Origin of the sequence: Pseudoalteromonas arctica A 37-1-2 (genome assembly GCF_000238395.3) — a bacterium.
GTDB lineage: Bacteria > Pseudomonadota > Gammaproteobacteria > Enterobacterales > Alteromonadaceae > Pseudoalteromonas > Pseudoalteromonas arctica.
The window spans coordinates 2,386,389-2,404,907 of the sequence record NZ_CP011025.1; the positions used below are offsets into that span (position 1 = coordinate 2,386,389).

Here is an 18,519-nt window from a genome sequence, read left to right on the forward strand (position 1 = left end):
CTTAATACGATTAATGTGCTAGTTATTATAGTTTAATATTGATACCAGCAAATAAACGACGACCTAATGTGTCGTAAGTGTACGGATCAGTATTTGAATCGTAATTACCTGTGTAGTACGGAGGCTCTTTATCAAACATGTTATTAATACCAGCAGAGACAGTTACTAAGTCATTAACCACGTAAGAACCACTAATATCATGATATACAATTGATGGTGTCGTTGGTGCTACACATTCACTCTGATCAAGTCTACAAGTAAAGCTATCCATCCCAGCAACGTAACGTGCTTCGTAAGTAGCATCCCAGCTATCACCACTTACTGTTAAGTGAAGATTTGATTTAATGTCAGCATAACCACCACTACCATTTGTAATATAACCTTGATAGTCAATTATAGCACCTGTATCAACAACATATTCATCTAAATACGTTGTATCTAAGCCTGCTTTCCATGCTAAGCCTAAGGCATCAAATGAATACTTTAAGTTCAAATCTATGCCTGATGTTTTCTCTGAACCGATATTGCGTAACTGGTTATTAAATACAATTCGACCATCTGTACGAAGAAAAGCACCTGTATTGTCACAAAGTGTAGTTCCTGTACCATTAGGGTTAATGCACTGATCTACAACGAACTGGCTCGTGTAACTGCTAATAGCGTTTTCGATTTCAATATCGTAGTAATCTACAGTCATTGAAAAGCCGTCAAGCCATTGTGGCTCATAAACAACACCAAACGTTAGTGTGTCTGCTTCTTCTGGAGTCAAGTTACTGTTGCCACCAACTGTTACTTCAGCCTGGTTATCAGCACCATCGTAATCAACTGAATCATAAGATATGGCTTTACCAGAATATAGCTCATCTACTGTAGGTGCACGGAAGGCTGTTGAGCGAACACCACGTAGCATTAGTTCGTCATTTACGCGCCAAGTTAGACCTAGCTTCCAAGTATTATCTGAACCAAATGTGCTGTAGTCAAACGCACGTATTGCAGCACTTAACTCAACACTTTCGGCAAAAGGAGCATCAGCCAATAATGGGATTGCAAATTCTACATATGCTTCATCTACATTGAAACCACCACTTGTTGGATCAATACGAGGGTCGTTACCTAGGCCTTGTGCAGCTATTGAATCTGGATCCTGCCATGCTTTTTCTTGACGGTGCTCAACACCTGCAGCAAACGCAGCATAGCCAGCTGGTAACTCGAACAGTTCACCTGAAAGAGAGCCTGATACAATAAATAATTGACTTCCACCTGATTCTTGCTCTTTGTAAATATATTGACTTACGTTAGATTGAGCCCAATCAGCTTCGCTTAAAGGATTGAATGTTCCAGCTTCTACATCTGCTGTTAGAGACGAAACATTATGAAGATTACTTGTTTTACTTACTGAATCATTACGACCGAAGTTAGCTGAAATATCCCAAGAGTAATCATCAATTACACCTTCGGCACCAACTACAATACGGACAGTATCAACTGTTTGAGAATAATTGCGTGTACCGCTTTCACTCATTCTACGACGGTAGCTAATTGGATCACCAGCAGCGTAGTTTGTAGCTGTTGTCACATACTGACCATCAGCATCCTTTACAAATGCGTTATTTGCAACTTCGCGCTTGTCGTAGGTTTGTCCTAACAGACTGTCACCCATAGTGCTAGGGTCGTAATCAAATGCAAAGTTAATTGGTTGCGGTGCTAACTGTTGCTCTGACCAACGCTTAGTGTAAGTAAATTCACTAAAAAAGCTTGTGTCATCAGATATTTCATACGTTCCAAGACCTGTAATATTTAATCTGTTCATTGGTGTGTATAAGTAACTGCTACTTGCGTAGTTATATGCATCGGCAGCTGTTGAGTAACGATGTAAACTTCCACCTAACCCGCTCAAGCCACTATCATTAGCAACTCCAGTTTGTTCAATTTCATTTTTTTCATTCAAAATGGGCGCAGTCAAATTGCTTTGAATATGGCCGCCTTCACTGAATGAAGAGCCACCACAATATAAACCGTTCTCATCTTCAAGTATTGGACAGCTTGAGAAATCACGATTACTTTGGCTTGCTTCACCACGATTTGTATATTGTGCACCAAAGACAATATTGCCTTTATCAAATGAAGTACCCACTGTAAAGTCAATAGAGTTTTCAGTTGCATCGTGCTTTGACGTCATTGCAGTGTTTACGTTTAAATCAAGGCCTTCAAAATCATTCTTCAGAATAATATTTACAACACCAGCAACAGCATCTGTACCATATACGGCTGAAGCGCCGTCTTTAAGTACTTCAATTTGCTTAATCATTGAAACTGGTATCGTATTTAAATCAACAGTAGATGCTGCACCAGTACCTGAATTGATCATACGACGGCCATTTACAAGTACCAAAGTACGTGGTGAGCCTAAACCGCGTAAGTTAATAGATGCATTACCACCTGAACCATTGTTAACGCCAGGGTTAGTCATTGCACCGCCAGTGGCGGTCATTTGCTGAAGCACACTATCAACTGATGTAGCGCCAGAAGCTCTGATCTCATCTGCACCAATGAGTGTAACTGGGCTAGCGGTTTCCATGTCAGAACGCTTAATACGAGAACCCGTCACTTGAATTTTTTCGATTGATTTTGCAGCTTCGTCTGCCGCTAAAACTTGCACACTAGAGAACATTGGGATCGCTGCAATGACAGCTAAACCAAGAGTTGATTTTTTCATGAAAGAACCCTACTTGTTGAAATTTACCTTTATTGGTAATGCTCACTTGTTATAAGAATAGTGAGTTAGGCGGGCAACTTAGGCGTCTTTAACTGAACGAAAACTTAACGGCTGTTTATTTTATATATCACAACAAAATAGAATAACTTTATTAGGAACATACGTTACAACTTGTTTCATTGTTAACAAGTAAATACATACTTATATCAAGGCTTTGAGTATAAATAAACAACTAAGCAATACAGATGAAATCAAACCGCATCACTTTGTAATTAAATGTAATTAATCGAATGATGTACCAAATTTAGATAAATTAACAAGTTAATCACAGTGCATTATTAAAACCGCAAAACTAAATGTTAATTACTAACCATATTTATGCATGCTTAGCGATTAAATAGTCTGATTTAGCTACTTTAAGACGTTTTTTGATTAGATTTTTTATTCAGTCGCAATTAAAGTTGAACTTTTTGAGAGCACTCATTCACCATTGAAGCTTTATCAGTATCAAAACCTAAAAAGGCAATTTTATTGATCTTCTCACTCAAATAATCGTATGTATAAGAAAACGAACTCACATCAAAATGTAAGCTGGATGCAAGAGTTTGCAGCCGTAACTTTAATACGTTACATAAAAAGAGTAATTTAGTGTTTGTATTAAAGAGGTTGTATTATCTTTGACTGTTAGCTCTAAATTCCAGAGCATATTTTGCTCAGAACAAATGCCAACCATGGTATTACTCTGCCAAAGGCCATCATGTTTTTTAAATTGCTGAGGAATGTAACCCATATACATAGTAATGCCTTTAAGCTTGGCATCTTCAATTGTAAGGTTTGTTGGCAAATCACTAAAAATAGTAAATGGAGTTTCGGGAGAAAGGGTTTTCTCGCTTAACCATACTTTAACATCATTTGAAAAAGTACAAGGCAAATTGGCTGTGCAAGTGACATTTTCTAGAAACTTTTCACCTGTATTTTTGGAAAAATCACATGCTGTTAATAAAAAAAATACCGCCGTGAATAAACTTAATCTATATATAAGCATAACAATTTCGCACTAAAGAAAAACAAATACTAATAATCGCGACTGCAAATAACAAGTGCGAGTGTTACTATTAAGCCAAATTAGGCACAAACTGTATCAAAAAATAAACAACAAGCTCACAAACATTGATTGATGTCATAATTTTATGTAATTGACCTATCTTTTTTAGGCCAAAAAATTTATCATTTCACCCGCAAAAAATAAGGGTTTCTCAAGTTTTTTTTCTGAAGCTTTCATGTATTGAAAGTTTTAGATAACACGCTTGAGAAAATAGTAGGCCCCACTTTTAAAGGTGGGTAATTCATTTCTAAACGCATTTATTGCAGCGGAAGCCAGAAAATGAGCCAAACAGTAGCATCACAAACTGAGTATAACTATAAGGTTGTACGCCAATTCGCTATTATGACAGTGATTTGGGGCATCGTTGGCATGAGTATTGGGGTTCTGATTGCTGCCCAATTAGCTTGGCCAGCACTTAACTTTGATACACCATGGTTAACTTACTCTCGACTACGTCCGTTACACACGAACGCAGTAATTTTCGCATTTGGTACCAGTGCACTTTTTGCGACGTCTTATTACGTCGTACAACGTACTTGTCAAACGCGTCTTTTCTCAGACAAACTCGCCGCCTTTTCTTTTTGGGGCTGGCAGCTAGTTATTGTATTAGCAGTAATAACGCTACCGTTAGGTATTACTAGCTCAAAAGAATATGCAGAACTTGAATGGCCAATCGATATTTTAATCGCTGTGGTTTGGATTGTTTACGCTATTGTATTCTTTGGTACTTTGATTAAGCGTAAAGTGTCGCACATCTATGTTGCTAACTGGTTCTATGCTGGCTTTATTATTACTGTTGCAGTACTACACATTGTAAACAGCATGGCAGTGCCTGTGTCGTTAACTAAATCATATTCAATCTATGCAGGTGCCGTAGATGCTATGGTTCAGTGGTGGTACGGTCATAACGCTGTAGGTTTCCTACTTACTGCTGGTTTCTTGGGTATGATGTATTACTTTGTACCTAAACAAGCAGGTCGTCCAGTGTACTCATACCGTTTATCGGTAGTTCACTTTTGGGCTCTAATTTCATTATATATCTGGGCTGGTCCTCATCACCTTCACTACACAGCGCTTCCTGATTGGACGCAAAGTTTAGGTATGGTTATGTCTATTATCCTATTTGTACCGTCTTGGGGTGGTATGATTAACGGTATTATGACGCTATCTGGCGCGTGGCATAAACTACGTACTGATCCAGTACTACGCTTCTTAGTTGTTTCATTGTCTTTCTACGGTATGTCTACGTTTGAAGGTCCAATGATGGCAATTAAATCTGTAAATGCGTTATCTCACTATACAGATTGGACAATCGGCCACGTACACTCAGGTGCACTAGGTTGGGTTGCTATGATTTCAATTGGTGCTATTTACCACTTAATTCCTGCGTTATTCGCGCAAGGTCGTATGTATAGCGTTAAATTGGTTAATACCCACTTCTGGTTACACACTGTAGGTGTTGTTTTATACATTGTTGCAATGTGGATTTCAGGTGTAATGCAAGGTCTAATGTGGCGTGCAGTGAATGCTGACGGTACATTAATGTACAGCTTTGTGCAGTCTTTAGAAGCGTCGCATCCTTTCTATATCATGCGCTTTGTAGGCGGTGTATTCATCGTAACGGGTATGTTAGTTATGGCTTATAACGTTTACCGCACTATTTCAGCTGAGAAAGAATCTCTGAAACTAGACGCGCAAGCACAATTAGCATAACGGAGTGAGATGATGAGCAAGAAAAATTCACAAAACAAACATGAAATAGTAGAAAAGAACGTTGGCCTTATGGCTATTCTGACTGTTTTTGCTATTAGCTTCGGCGCGTTAGTTGAGATCACTCCGCTAATGTTTCAAGACGATACAACTAAACCAGTGGAGGGTTTACGCCCTCTTAACGCTTTAGAAATGGAAGGCCGCGACCTTTACGTACGTGAAGGTTGTTCTAACTGTCACTCACAAATGATTCGTCCTTTTCGTGATGAAGTTGAGCGTTATGGTCACTACTCTGTAGCAGGCGAATCAGTATGGGATCATCCGTTTTTATGGGGTTCTAAACGTACTGGTCCTGACTTGGCTCGTGTTGGTAAGCGCTACTCGGACGATTGGCATTATGCTCACTTAGTTGATCCACGTGCTGTGGTTCCTGAGTCAAACATGCCAGGCTTTCCTTGGTTAGCAGAGAATACGGTTGATACAAGCCTTACTCTGAAAAAACTACAACTTTTCCGTGATACTTTTGCTATTAACCCAGAAAACCCAAAACATCCGGGTTTAGGTTATGGCGATGATGCAGAGCTTCAAGCAGATGTTGATAAAGTTAATGCTATGAATGATGGCAAAGGCGCAACAGAAATCCAAGCTCTCATCGCGTATTTACAGCAACTTGGTACCCACTTGAAGTAAAAAATTATGGATTACGGAACATACAGAGGTATTTTGACTCTGGTAATTTTAGTATTGTTTATTGTGATTGTTGCATGGGCATATAGCAAGCGAAGCAAAACTCGTTTTGACAGCGCTGCTAATGCCATTTTTGAAGATGAAAAAAAACATGACAACACGCTCTCTAACGAGGAAAAGGAGTCTGAAAAATGACTAGCTTTTGGAGTATTTGGGTTATTGTATTAACCCTTGCATGCTTATGCATCATCTTTGGCTTATTAGTTTGGAACTTAAAAAACTATGCTGGCGTAAAAGAAGGTGAAAGCTGTGGACATGAATTTGACGGCATTGAAGAGCTAAATAATCCACTACCAAAATGGTGGACGTACATGTTTTTCGCAACTTTTATTTGGTCAGTATATTACCTTGCAGCTTACCCAGGTTTAGGCAACTGGGAAGGTTTAGGTAAATGGACTAGTTCTAACCAAGGTATTACGTCTTTAGCTGAGTCTAAAAAAGCAGTTGCAGAGGCAAAAGCGGATGGTCGCTTTGTAAAACTTGATAAAGAGTACGAAGCTGCAGAAGAACGCTTTGGTCCTATTTTTAATAAACTTGCACAAGTACCCGTTTTAGATTTAGTTAGTTCTAAATTTGAAGGTGATGCTGCACAGCAAATAGCACTTGATAATGGTAATAAACATGAGCAAACAGATGGCCAAGTAGCCATTGAAATTGGTCAGCGTTTATTCTCACAAAACTGTGCGCAATGTCATGGCTCTGATGCACGTGGTGGTACTGGCTTCCCTAACCTAACTGATAAAGATTGGTTATATGGCGGAACACCTGACAAAATTAAAGAAACACTTCTTTATGGTCGTATCGCAGCAATGCCAGCTTGGGGTCCTGCTCTTGGCGAACAAGGCGTTAAAGAAATGACAGCACATGTGCTGAGCCTTTCTGGTCGTACTGTTAACCAAAAAGACGCAGACGCAGGTGCCGCTAAGTTTGCAATGATGTGTGCTGCATGTCATGGCGCTGATGGTAAAGGGTCTGTTGCTAATAATATAATGGTATCCGGGGTATCTCCTGGAGCACCTAACCTGACTGATAACATTTGGTTATACAATGGCTCCAAACGTGCTGTTGAAGAAACACTTAACCACGGCCGTGCCGGTGTAATGCCAGCATGGAAAGACATTTTAGGTGAAGATAAAATTCACTTATTAACAGCTTATGTTTACAGTTTATCGCAAGATAAATAAGCACGCGGTTAATAAAATGTTTATAAATTAATTTATTTAATTCAATAGATTAATCCAGATCAAAAAAGCCTCCACTGTGAGGCTTTTTTTTAGTCTTTTACGTATAATTCCTATAAAATAACGCTTCCTAAACTAATTTTAGAGACACTATGCAACCTACTCCGTGGTATAAAAATTTTTGGCCTTGGTTTTTAATCTTTTTTCCGTTAGTTGCCATTATTGGCTGTATTAGCTTATTTATTACGGCAATAGGTAACGGTCCAGATATGGTTGTTGACGACTACTACAAAAAAGGTAAAGCAATAAACTTAGAACTGACTAAGTTTGAAAAAGCAAAAGCACTTTATTTACATGGCGAATTAAATGTAACCAACGAGCGTGTAAGCTTTAAGTTTACAAAAGGCGACAGCAGTAACGTGCATGTATTAAAGCTCTCGTTTTATCATCGCACCATTAAAGCGCATGACTTTGAAGCAACACTTACTCCTAATGCCAATCAGGAATTTACTGCATTACTTAATGAGTATACACAAGGCGCCTATTCAGTATTTATTGAGCCAATAGATGGCAGTTGGAAAATGAAAGAAAATATAACGTTACCAACTGAACAAACCGTTTTAGTTACTCCTAATTATAAGTAGTAATAACTATGTCTAACTCTTGCTTTCATTGCCTTGAAAGTGTGCCAAACGGATTTAGCGCAAACGTTATAATTGACGATAAAGCTCAGCCAATGTGTTGCATTGGCTGCCAAGCTGTTGCGCAAAATATTGTTGATCAAGGTATGACCGATTATTATAAATACCGAACGGTTCGTGCTGGAAAGGTCGAACAGCTAGTACCTGAGCAACTCGCATTTATAAAAAGTTACGACAACGAAGACATTCAAGACGAATTTATAGCCACTAACGATAATATCTCAGAAGTATTGTTGAGCGTGGAAGGTATAACCTGCGCAGCGTGTGCATGGCTAATCGAAAAGCAACTCTTAAACTTAAACACTGTAAAACGAGTTGATGTAAATACATCTACCAACCGCGCGATGATTCAATGGGACAAAACCACCACCCCATTGAGTGAAGTTATTACTTCTTTGGCTAAAATTGGTTATAAAGCCTACCCGTTTCAATCAGATATTGAAGCTCAACAAAAGCAACAAACTGCCAAAGCCTATATTCGCCGCTTAGGTGTTGCTGGTTTAATGACCATGCAAGTAATGATGTTTGCGTTCGCCATGTACTTTGGCATGTTTTCAGGCATGGACAGTAACTTTGAGCAGTATTTTAGATGGATCAGCTTGGTACTGGCCTCTCCGGTTATTTTATATAGCGCACTGCCCTTTTTAACCAATGCTATAAATGGCTTAAAAGCAAAACAGCTCAATATGGATTTACCCGTATCACTGGCTATTTTTGGCGCATTTGGTGCAAGTTGTTACGCCACATTTATGCAAGTCGGCGAAGTATATTTTGAATCTGTGTGTATGTTTACCTTTTTACTGTTATTAGGTAAATATCTTGAATTTAGAGCGCGTTTAAAAGCGAGCGAGTTTACTGCCAATTTACAAAAATTATTGCCATTAACAGCCCGCACTATTAACGAAAGTGGCGAAGAGCTTATAATTGCAGCCAAAAAACTAAAACTTAATGACGTAGTACTTATTAAAGCCGGCGAAACAATTCCTGCCGATGGCGAGCTTATTAAAGGTAAAACTACGGTTGATGAATCAATGATGACGGGGGAACATCAACCCGTTACAAAGTTTATTGGCCATAATGTCTATGCCGGGTGCGTTAACCACGACGGCGTTATTGAAATAAAAATTAATAAAATTGGTCAAAATACACTTTTAAATCAAATTATACGCTTGCAACACAACGCATTAACCAAGCGCCCTAAACTGGTTGAAATTACAGATAAAGTTGCGCAATGGTTTATAGCGTGCCTGCTTATATTTGCTTCACTTACAGCTATTGGCTGGTATCAAATTGATCCTGAACACGCATTTTGGATCACTATTTCGGTTTTAGTTGCTACCTGCCCGTGTGCCCTGAGTTTAGCCATACCTACCGCGCTTACATGTGCGGTGGCAACGCTTACCCGCAAAGGCGTATTAATAAAACAAGCGCATGTGCTCGAAACGCTCTCACAAATTACTTTATTTGCATTTGATAAAACAGGCACACTTACGCAAGGTAAATTTAGCCTTGATGAAGTAGATATAATCGATAAACAATATACAAAAGCGCAAGTGCTAGATATGGCAGCCATGCTAGAACGTTATTCTGAGCACCCTATCGCCAGTGCATTTGATGAGTTTACGCCAGCTCACCGCAGTCTTAATAACGTTGAAGTACATCCAGGGCTGGGAATTAGCGCACAAGATGCAACTAATCATTACGCAATTGGTAAAAGTGGTTGGTTTAATAGCAAAAAATCGAATGCACAAGCGAGCTTGTATATAAATAAGCAAGTTGTTGCACGTTTTTACTTTGTTGATAAAGTGAAAAGCGATGCTAAAAAGCTTATAGACTCACTTCAATCGCAAAACTTAACGTGTCACATGTTAACCGGTGACGCGTCAGATGCTGGGCAAAAAGTAGCTAAGCAACTTAAACTTGAAAGTGTGCAATTTGGATGTTCTCCACAAGATAAACAAACCGCCGTTGAGCAATGGTCTTCACAAAACGAAGTGGTTGCAATGGTAGGTGATGGTGTAAACGACAGCCCGGTATTTGCCAGTGCGCACTTATCTATTGCTATGGAAACCGGTGCAGACATATCAAAAAATAGCGCCGATGTAGTGCTTCTTAATAGCGATTTAGCCTCCATTGGTCACTTACTTAATGTAGCAAAACAAACCAGACGTATTATTAAGCAAAATCTTGCGCTGTCTTTATTGTATAATGCTTCAATATTACCACTGGCAGCGTTGGGCTTAGTTGCTCCTTGGATGGCTGTTATTGGCATGTCTGCCAGCTCAATTATTGTGATTAGTAATTCACTAAGGCTATTAAAGTTATGAGCATAATTTACATTTTGATCCCTATCGCCATTTTGTTCGTCATTATTGCTATTGGTGTTTTCTTTTGGGCAGTGAAAAGCGAGCAGTTTTCGGATTTAAACAAGCAAGGTCATAGTATTTTGTTTGAAGATGACAAAGAGCAACATAACAAAAGTAATGATTGACCCTCTTTATACCAGCGCATTTTTAATGGGACTAATCGGTAGCGGTCATTGCATTGCTATGTGTGGTGGTATTGTAAGCTCATTACAACTGGCAAGTGACAAACGTAAAACATTTACCTATTCATTTGCTTATAATATTGGACGTGCACTGAGCTATATGGCAGCAGGCGCACTTGTTGCTGGTATTAGCAGCCAATTTGCAAGGCAAAACACCTCCTTCTCTTTAGTACTTTCGTTCATTGCAGCTATTTTTATGCTCCTCGTTGGCGTGTATATAATGCGCTTGGGCCCTACTTTGCAATGGTTAGAGAAAATAGGCAAAACCTTGGTGTGGCAACACATTGTTAAACTAAATAAATATTTAATGCCTATTAACTCTCCTTTTAAAGCCCTAGGTTACGGTGCTTTGTGGGGATGGCTGCCATGCGGACTTGTATACTCAGCGCTTACATGGGCGATGACTAGCCCAAGTGCCCTTGACGGTGCCTTAGTTATGCTTTGCTTTGCTTTGGGTACTTTTCCCGCGATGATCACATTAGGCGTTACCGCGCAAAAACTAAATACGATTATTAACCATCCATGGACCCGAATTGTATTAGGCAGTGTTATAATTTGGTATGGTATCTACTTATTGATTATTGCAACTGACAAACTGGTACATTAATCTATTCGCATTATTAACCTTTAAGGTTATTTTGCAGTCGTGTATAAAAATTTAAACGGATTAAATTATGGATTTCTCTCAAAGTCGCGCTAAAGGTAATTGTGCTATTAGCTGTAATAACTGCAGTATTAGTCAATTGTGTTTGCCATTTTCACTCAATGGCCAAGAAATGGACAAGCTTGACGAAATTATTGAGCGAAAAAAACCACTCCATAAAGGCGACTATCTATTTGAATCAGGTGCACCTTTACAGGCTATTTATGCAGTTCGTTCTGGTTCATTTAAATCGTACACGTTATCGGAGCGAGGTGATGAGCAAATTACCGGCTTTCATTTAGCGGGCGACCTAGTTGGTTTTGACGCAATAAGTAAAATGACTCATCCCAGTTTTTCGCAAGCACTTGAAACGTCAATGGTGTGCGAAATCCCATTCGATACTCTTGATGAACTATCAGGAAAATTACCAAAGCTTCGCCAACAAATAATGCGCTTAATGAGCAGTGAAATTACATACGATCAAGAAATGCTGCTATTACTCAATAAAAAATCAGCAGAGGAACGCTTAGCTAGTTTTATTTATAACTTGTCGGAGCGTTTTGGTGAGCGTGGTTTCTCGCGTAAAGAATTTAGATTTACAATGACTCGTGGCGAAATTGGTAATTACTTAGGTCTAACTGTAGAAACGATTAGCCGTTTATTAAGTCGTTTTCAAAAAGCGGACTTAATTAAAGTAGAGGGTAAATTTATTACAATTTTAGATAATGATGCCTTGGCTAAAACAGCGGCGATAGTTAAGCCTCGCTAAATTAAATAGTTTGATTTAGAACAACAATTTATATGCTACCCCTTTAACTGTTTTATATTTACGTTACACTAAATGTACACCCGTTAGGTAAATGGAGTAGCATATGAACACTATTAAACGCATTATTGCGGTTATTGACCCCACCAAAGATGATCAACACGGTTTAGCACGTTCAATAGATTTAGCTAAAAAATCTGGCGCAAGTATTACCGCCTTTATGACGGTTTACGACTTCTCTTACGAAATGACTACTATGCTATCTGGCGATGAACGCGAAGCAATGCGCGATGCCGTACTAAAAGATCGCCAGCTATGGCTAAACGATTTAGTTTCTCCTTACAAAGATATAAATATTGAAACCCAAGTGGTTTGGCATAATCGTCCTTACGAAGCCATAATAAACACTGTAATTGAGCAAAAATACGATTTAGTAATTAAAAGCACACACCAACATGGTGCACTTAAATCAGTTATTTTTACCCCAACAGACTGGCATTTAGTGCGTAAGTGCCCCGCTCCAGTATTATTTGTGAAAGAAATGGCGTGGCCAGCAAACGGTAATATTTTAGCTGCAGTAAATGCAGTAAGTGAAAATGAAGAACATGTAGCACTTAATAAACGCGTTATTAAAGACGCACAATATTTATGTGAACTTGCCAACGCAAAGCTTAATTTAGTTAATGCCTTTCCTGCAACGCCCATTAATATAGCAATAGAAATTCCTGAATTTAATCCTGGGCTTTATAACGAATCAGTTAAAAAGCATCACCATGAATCAACCAATGCACTTGCTGCAGAGTTTAATTTAAGCCCAGAGCAATGTTTTATTGAAGAAGGCCTACCAGAGGATGTAATCCCTGATATAGCTAAGCGCCTTAATAGCGAGTTAGTTGTTATTGGCACTGTTGGCCGTACTGGCTTAAGTGCCGCTCTTGTAGGTAATACAGCAGAGCATGTAATTGATAGCCTAGACTGTGATGTACTGGCACTCAAACCCGATGGTTACGTGAGCCCTATGGCAAAGGATTAATTTTAAGCCTTATGTATAAGTTATAAGCGAGTTATTTTTACGTGTTAATAAGGCATGTTTAAATCAATTTTAATTACATCCTAAACTCGCATATTCAGGTGGTTTGGGTATAATACGCCCCTTTATTTTTAGCAAATAACTTTGCTGTATTGTTTTACTAGGGGGCGTAATTGTCACACTCAGATCAAGCTAAAGCTCAATTTAACTTAAATAAGCTGCAAAAGCGTTTACGTCGCCAAACTGGTCAAGCCGTTATGGACTTCAATATGATTGAAGAAGGTGACCGTATAATGGTATGCCTTTCTGGCGGCAAAGATAGCTACACAATGCTTGAAATGCTTCAACATTTAAAACGTGTAGCACCTATAAAGTTTGACCTAGTTGTTGTAAATCTTGATCAAAAACAACCTGATTTTCCTGAGCATGTTTTACCCCAGTATCTTGATAAATTAAATGTTGAATACAAAATTGTAGAAGAAGATACTTACAGTATTGTTACCGATATTATCCCTGAAGGTAAAACAACGTGTTCACTTTGCTCACGCTTACGTCGTGGTATTTTATACCGCACAGCAAAAGAACTAGGCGCTACTAAAATAGCCCTTGGGCATCACCGTGACGACATGATTGAAACATTGTTTTTAAATATGTTTTACGGCGGAAAGCTAAAAAGTATGCCGGCTAAATTAATGAGTGATAACGGCGAGCATATGGTTATTCGCCCACTTGCATACTGTAAAGAAAGCGACATAAGCCAATACGCATTTGTACAAGGTTACCCTATCATTCCGTGTAACCTATGTGGCTCGCAAGAAAACTTACAGCGTAAACATACAAAAACAATGCTCGCTAAATGGGATGCGGAGCACCCAGGTCGTATTGAAAGCATTTTTACAGCAATGCAAAACATAGTGCCTTCACATTTAGCTGACGCCGACTTGTTTGATTTTAAAAACTTACAAACAGGTGAAGTAATTGATGGTGGCGATATAGCCCTTGATAAACCAGATATTCCTAAAGTGCCTGTTGCTAATGAGCTTGATGAACAAGAAGCGCCAAGTGTAGTTACTATAAATCTAAGCTAACAAATTTAAGGGGGTTGTATTTATGTACAACCCCCTTAAATTTACCAATTCAGCATTGCGTTCTATTTTTAACTCTCAGCTAAGCCTTGTAAAAATTCCAAACTTAACTTTTCTTGTGCATTAGCCTGATATGGTAATTGCTGCAAGCTATCGTACGAAAAATCGTTAATATCAAAGTGACTTATTTCACTATTCCCAAAGCTGTTTCGCTCGCCTGGGCTTGGCGACATTCTCTCAATAACAAAGTCGCTTAAGCGCATATCTGTAATGCCTTGTGGTAATACCGACCAGTGGGCTTTCAAATTAAGAGTTTGCCTTCCCTTCGTTAACCGCTCTTTAGATACTAAATGAGCAAGTGGTGTATCGCCACTGTATAAATTAGCCCTAACACGATACAAACCACTTTTTACTACCGCTATGTTAGCTGGCAAAATCATATTTTCGTTTTGTGCATAAGCAGTTTCAAAACCTGTTAAAGTTGCACTCGGCGGCATATATTGAATTTGCGCAACTACGGGGACTTTTTTACCGTCAACATCGCCCTCTACAAACACTTGTAAGCTACGAGGGTAATCTTCATCCTCTTCAAATGTAATAATTGCTTCACCGTCACGCGCATTGCCTGTATGGGTATTTAACACTTCTTTTGTATCTGTATTTGCAAGTTCAACGACCACTTTTCCAAGCCCTTGAGCGCTTATCTTTATTGTTATTTCTTCTGGGTATACAAAACGATATTGCTTAAGACTTAACGTTAAAGCATCGCCACTTTCATCAATAGGGCTCGATACCGGGTAGAATTGATTTGGCTTTAATCGATCTTCATCTAATGGACTCAATGGCTGAGAATAAGGAGGAAATTTAAGTGCACTTTCATATTGCATAACCACTTGCTGCGCTGCTTTTGTTAAGTCTTCATTAAACGCGATTTGTTTTTTTGATTGTGTTTTTTTTGCTGTAGGTACATCTATAGGGATCACTTTTACAGGCGATAAATCAGCTACGCTCGCACTGTGTTTAACCTGAGGTGTTATTGGCTCAACAACTTTATGAGCATCATTTTTACCTGTAAACCATAGCGAGAATAAAATAGTGCTAATAATTAAAGCAACGACATAAAATTTTTTCATTTTTATATTTCAATCTTTTATAAGGCGTATAGTTTTTAACTACACGCCTTGTATGTTATGGAATCACATTATAAATAAGTGCTGATGCGCTTAAATTATTTGAATCCTTAATATAACGATATTGTTTTTTCCAAAACCAACTACCTGTAGTTTTATCAAACGTATTAAAACCTACAGTGTCACCTTCCACATTTACGTTATTCATGGCTATTGTTACATTACCTTTTCGCTGCGCGTTATGTATTTCGTTATGGCTATAACTGTCACTCATCATCATTGGATAATGGTTTGGCATAAAGCTACTTACTGCATCACCTTGCGATTTTAAATGGCCATTTGTATCAATACTGCTGCTACAACTTCCAAACGAGCCAGCCGAACTGGCACCACATGAAGAGTGCGATGCAACAACCGAATCATCATTGCCTTTTAAAAAACCACCCGTTAAACCCAAATATGCATTTCCATCGGCAACAAAGCGTAAACGTGGCGTACGTGCATCTGGGAATGGTGAAATTTTACGTGCATTATTCACTTTTAAATCGTGTAATACACCAACAGCTTCGGTTACATCACTTCCTAGCCACCATTTGAGTGCAGCATCGACCGCAAAGTTCCATGATGCGCCAGTTAAAGCACTAACAGCTACGTCAGCCAGCTCACTTCCACCACCCGCGCCTGCCAAATCAAACGTAGCAACAATATTAAGCGGCTCTAAGCCTTCGTTTTCTAACCAGTTTTCTTGATTATCAATAATATGGCGTGCAACTAAGTCTCCTGTTGAATGTGTTACAAATACACAGCCATCACTGCATAAATTAGAGCGTGAAATTTGCTTTAGCTTTGGCCACACCCAATCGGTAGCAATTTTACCTTCAATACGTTCATAAGCAGGCCAATCAATTCGCTCATCTGCACGATTATTCCAGTACGATTGCCAATATGTTTCACCATCATTGATTACATCACTACCCGACTTATTTGTTATTTGCGAAGTTTGTAACCCATGAATTAATATAATTTTGTAGTCTTTACTCGCTGCAGAAAAGCTCATTAACATAGCTAACCCCGCACCAATTAGGTGGCTTGGCTTAATTAATTTGTGTGTGCGCTTTGTGTTGTTCATACAATTCCTTAATGTTGTGTACTTAATATTTTATTATCATTTAAGGTATTCATGTTGGTTTACATAAGCTTGTCAGCTTAGGTGTTCACTAGGGTCTGTTGTTCTTTTCGGATTAAAATTTGTTCAAACTAGAGGCTATTTAATCACGGCGCGAGATTTGTAACCTAGTGGGCTCGGTAACTGCTCCTGCGTTACTCTACTGGCTTACATCCATGTAAGAATAAGTAAAAACCGAGCAACAAAGAGTAAATAGCCTCTAGGAAGTACCCTTTGGGCAGCGTCTGTTTGGCATTAATGCTACGTTATCGCCTATTTATGGGGAACAACCACACTACTTAGGCTCTGCCTTGCCTAAATACCAAACAGACTGCTGCAAATTTAACCTTGAAAGATCAACAGACTCTAGTATTAGGAACAACGAATAAAAATGCAACAACTTATTATCATTTAGAGAAGAGAAGAAACTTATTTCATACTGATTAATGAGTTAATAGAGGTATAGTTGTTAAATTTGAAATTATTAGATGGGTTTCAAGGGGTATATTGAGGGTAGTAAGATTAAAGCGGATACCATTGAAAGTGCCCGCTTTAGAATAAGGACGAAGCTAATCTAACCGTTAGCTTTAAGTTCACTGGTAAATTGCCCAATCGCATTTACAACTTCTTGTGCACCTTGTTGGATCTCTTGCATCACTTCACCAGATTCTTTAGATAACGCCAAGCCTTGCTCTGCCTTCTCTTTACCTTTTTCTATTACAGCCACCGTATTTTGGGTTTGTGATTGGTTGCGCTGTACAACTTCTACAATTTCTTCTGTTGCTTTTGAGGTACGCGATGCAAGCAATCGCACTTCATCTGCAACCACAGCAAAGCCTCGCCCCTGCTCGCCAGCTCTTGCCGCTTCAATTGCGGCATTTAATGCTAATAAATTTGTTTGCTCAGCAATACTACTAATGCTTTGTACAATACTCGATATTTGTTGCGACTGCTGATCAAGCGCTGAAATTTCATTTGCAGCTTGCTCCATGTTAATAGCCAGCTCAGTCATTACTGCGACTGTATCTTGTATAACGCTCGCGCCTTGCTCTGCTTTTTTATCAGTTTGGGTTGAGGTGCTATAAGCAATTTCGGCAGCTTGTGATATCGCAATTTCTTGATTTACTTGATCAGTGATAACAGTTGCAAACTTCATCACTTTATAAAGCTCATTCGCGTCATTTGAGATTGGGTTATATGACGCTTCTAGCCAAACAATGTTGCCATGTTTATCTACGCGCTTAAAACGCTCAGCAATAAACTTACCTTCTCTCAATTTAGCCCAAAATTGTAAGTACTCTTGTGAGTTAGCCTCTGAAGCTTCGCAGAAAGTGCGGTGATGTTTGCCAAGGATTTCGCTTTCTTGATAGCCCATTGCAGCTAAAAACTGATCATTTGCTTTTAATACATGGCCTTCTAAATCAAATTCAATTACCGCCATAGAGCGATATATCGCTTTAATAGTATCGCTTTGCTCACGAGAAGCCGTAATTGTTTTTGTAAGTACACTTCCGAATATAGAAAAATAGAGCAACTGATCTTGCTCCCCTTTTACTGGATGTACTATTAAACGTAACCATTCAGCTTTACCATCGCTGCGCATAACTTGCAATGCACCGCCCCAATGCCCTTCTTTTTTAATAGCTTGCTGCAGGCTTTTAAATTCTGAAGATTGACGAGACGAATCTGTAATAAAATCGTCAAAAGAATTATTAGTTAGATCATCTTCACTGTAGCCTAGGTTTTCTAAAAACTTATCATTGGCGTGCGAAATTCGGCCATCATAAAGAATGTTTAGTACTAACATCTCTCGGTAAAGCCCTTCCCATACTTGTTGTAATGGGTAAAGTTCAGCTTTTAGAGAAGCTATTTCGTTTTGTTTATTTTTAGAAAAAAACATTAATATCCCTACTAATACATTCGATATGAAATGAAATTAATTTTATTATAGAAGATATTATTTATAACGCGATAAATAATAAGAGCTTTAAT

General features: G+C 38.7%; 16 protein-coding genes. 11 read left to right on the top strand and 5 right to left on the bottom strand.

Features of this window, described 5'->3' with window-relative positions:
- Positions 1 to 25 precede the first annotated feature (25 nt).
- Together PARC_RS10690 and PARC_RS10695 are read right to left on the bottom strand one after the other, a co-directional pair.
- Positions 26 to 2,716, bottom strand: a complete 2,691-nt coding sequence (locus tag PARC_RS10690; protein WP_010554064.1) for a TonB-dependent receptor — start codon at positions 2,714 to 2,716, stop codon at positions 26 to 28.
- Between the two features lie 619 nt (positions 2,717 to 3,335).
- Positions 3,336 to 3,761 (bottom strand): hypothetical protein, encoded by a 426-nt coding sequence (locus PARC_RS10695; RefSeq protein WP_010554063.1) that lies wholly within the window; start codon positions 3,759 to 3,761, stop codon positions 3,336 to 3,338.
- Positions 3,762 to 4,100: 339 nt separating this feature from the next.
- Between PARC_RS10695 and ccoN the strand changes: the two genes are divergently transcribed.
- The 11 genes from ccoN to ttcA all read left to right on the top strand — a co-directional run bounded on the left by ccoN (position 4,101) and on the right by ttcA (position 14,235).
- Positions 4,101 to 5,534: a cytochrome-c oxidase, cbb3-type subunit I gene (gene ccoN / locus PARC_RS10700; protein ID WP_007585649.1), complete on the top strand. Its 1,434-nt coding sequence runs from the start codon at positions 4,101 to 4,103 to the stop codon at positions 5,532 to 5,534.
- A 12-nt stretch (positions 5,535 to 5,546) separates the two neighbouring features.
- Positions 5,547 to 6,221, top strand: coding sequence for a cytochrome-c oxidase, cbb3-type subunit II (gene ccoO / locus PARC_RS10705; protein WP_010554062.1), 675 nt, complete (start codon positions 5,547 to 5,549; stop codon positions 6,219 to 6,221).
- A gap of 6 nt (positions 6,222 to 6,227) precedes the next feature.
- Positions 6,228 to 6,413, top strand: coding sequence for a cbb3-type cytochrome oxidase subunit 3 (locus PARC_RS10710; protein WP_010554061.1), 186 nt, complete (start codon positions 6,228 to 6,230; stop codon positions 6,411 to 6,413).
- On the top strand, positions 6,410 to 7,462 hold the full coding sequence (locus tag PARC_RS10715) for a c-type cytochrome (RefSeq protein ID WP_010554060.1): 1,053 nt from the start codon (positions 6,410 to 6,412) through the stop codon (positions 7,460 to 7,462). Before PARC_RS10710 ends, PARC_RS10715 begins: the two co-directional genes overlap by 4 nt.
- Positions 7,463 to 7,611: 149 nt before the next feature.
- Complete coding sequence (locus PARC_RS10720; RefSeq protein ID WP_010554059.1) at positions 7,612 to 8,103, top strand: FixH family protein; 492 nt, start codon at positions 7,612 to 7,614, stop codon at positions 8,101 to 8,103.
- 8 nt (positions 8,104 to 8,111) lie between these two features.
- Entirely contained in the window at positions 8,112 to 10,487 is a 2,376-nt protein-coding gene (locus PARC_RS10725; protein ID WP_010554058.1) for a heavy metal translocating P-type ATPase, read from the top strand.
- On the top strand, positions 10,484 to 10,651 hold the full coding sequence (gene ccoS / locus PARC_RS10730; RefSeq protein ID WP_002963071.1) for a cbb3-type cytochrome oxidase assembly protein CcoS: 168 nt from the start codon (positions 10,484 to 10,486) through the stop codon (positions 10,649 to 10,651). Before PARC_RS10725 ends, ccoS begins: the two co-directional genes overlap by 4 nt.
- The gene (locus PARC_RS10735; RefSeq protein ID WP_010554057.1) at positions 10,644 to 11,315 is read left to right on the top strand and encodes a sulfite exporter TauE/SafE family protein; all 672 of its coding nucleotides are present in this window, start codon (positions 10,644 to 10,646) and stop codon (positions 11,313 to 11,315) included. Before ccoS ends, PARC_RS10735 begins: the two co-directional genes overlap by 8 nt.
- Before the next feature lie 67 nt (positions 11,316 to 11,382).
- Positions 11,383 to 12,120, top strand: coding sequence for an FNR family transcription factor (locus PARC_RS10740; RefSeq protein WP_007585636.1), 738 nt, complete (start codon positions 11,383 to 11,385; stop codon positions 12,118 to 12,120).
- A gap of 103 nt (positions 12,121 to 12,223) precedes the next feature.
- The gene (gene uspE / locus PARC_RS10745) at positions 12,224 to 13,150 is read left to right on the top strand and encodes a universal stress protein UspE (RefSeq protein ID WP_010554056.1); all 927 of its coding nucleotides are present in this window, start codon (positions 12,224 to 12,226) and stop codon (positions 13,148 to 13,150) included.
- 170 nt (positions 13,151 to 13,320) lie between these two features.
- The gene (ttcA, locus tag PARC_RS10750) at positions 13,321 to 14,235 is read left to right on the top strand and encodes a tRNA 2-thiocytidine(32) synthetase TtcA (protein WP_007585631.1); all 915 of its coding nucleotides are present in this window, start codon (positions 13,321 to 13,323) and stop codon (positions 14,233 to 14,235) included.
- A 68-nt stretch (positions 14,236 to 14,303) separates the two neighbouring features.
- Here ttcA and PARC_RS10755 read toward each other — a convergent pair whose 3' ends face one another.
- The 3 genes from PARC_RS10755 to PARC_RS10765 form a co-directional block, all read right to left on the bottom strand.
- A complete protein-coding gene (locus PARC_RS10755; RefSeq protein ID WP_010554055.1) occupies positions 14,304 to 15,365 on the bottom strand; it encodes a hypothetical protein in 1,062 nt (353 codons plus the stop codon).
- Positions 15,366 to 15,420: 55 nt separating this feature from the next.
- Positions 15,421 to 16,491: a hypothetical protein gene (locus tag PARC_RS10760; protein ID WP_007585627.1), complete on the bottom strand. Its 1,071-nt coding sequence runs from the start codon at positions 16,489 to 16,491 to the stop codon at positions 15,421 to 15,423.
- Positions 16,492 to 17,101: 610 nt separating this feature from the next.
- Entirely contained in the window at positions 17,102 to 18,427 is a 1,326-nt protein-coding gene (locus PARC_RS10765) for a methyl-accepting chemotaxis protein (RefSeq protein WP_010554054.1), read from the bottom strand.
- Positions 18,428 to 18,519: the final 92 nt, after the last annotated feature.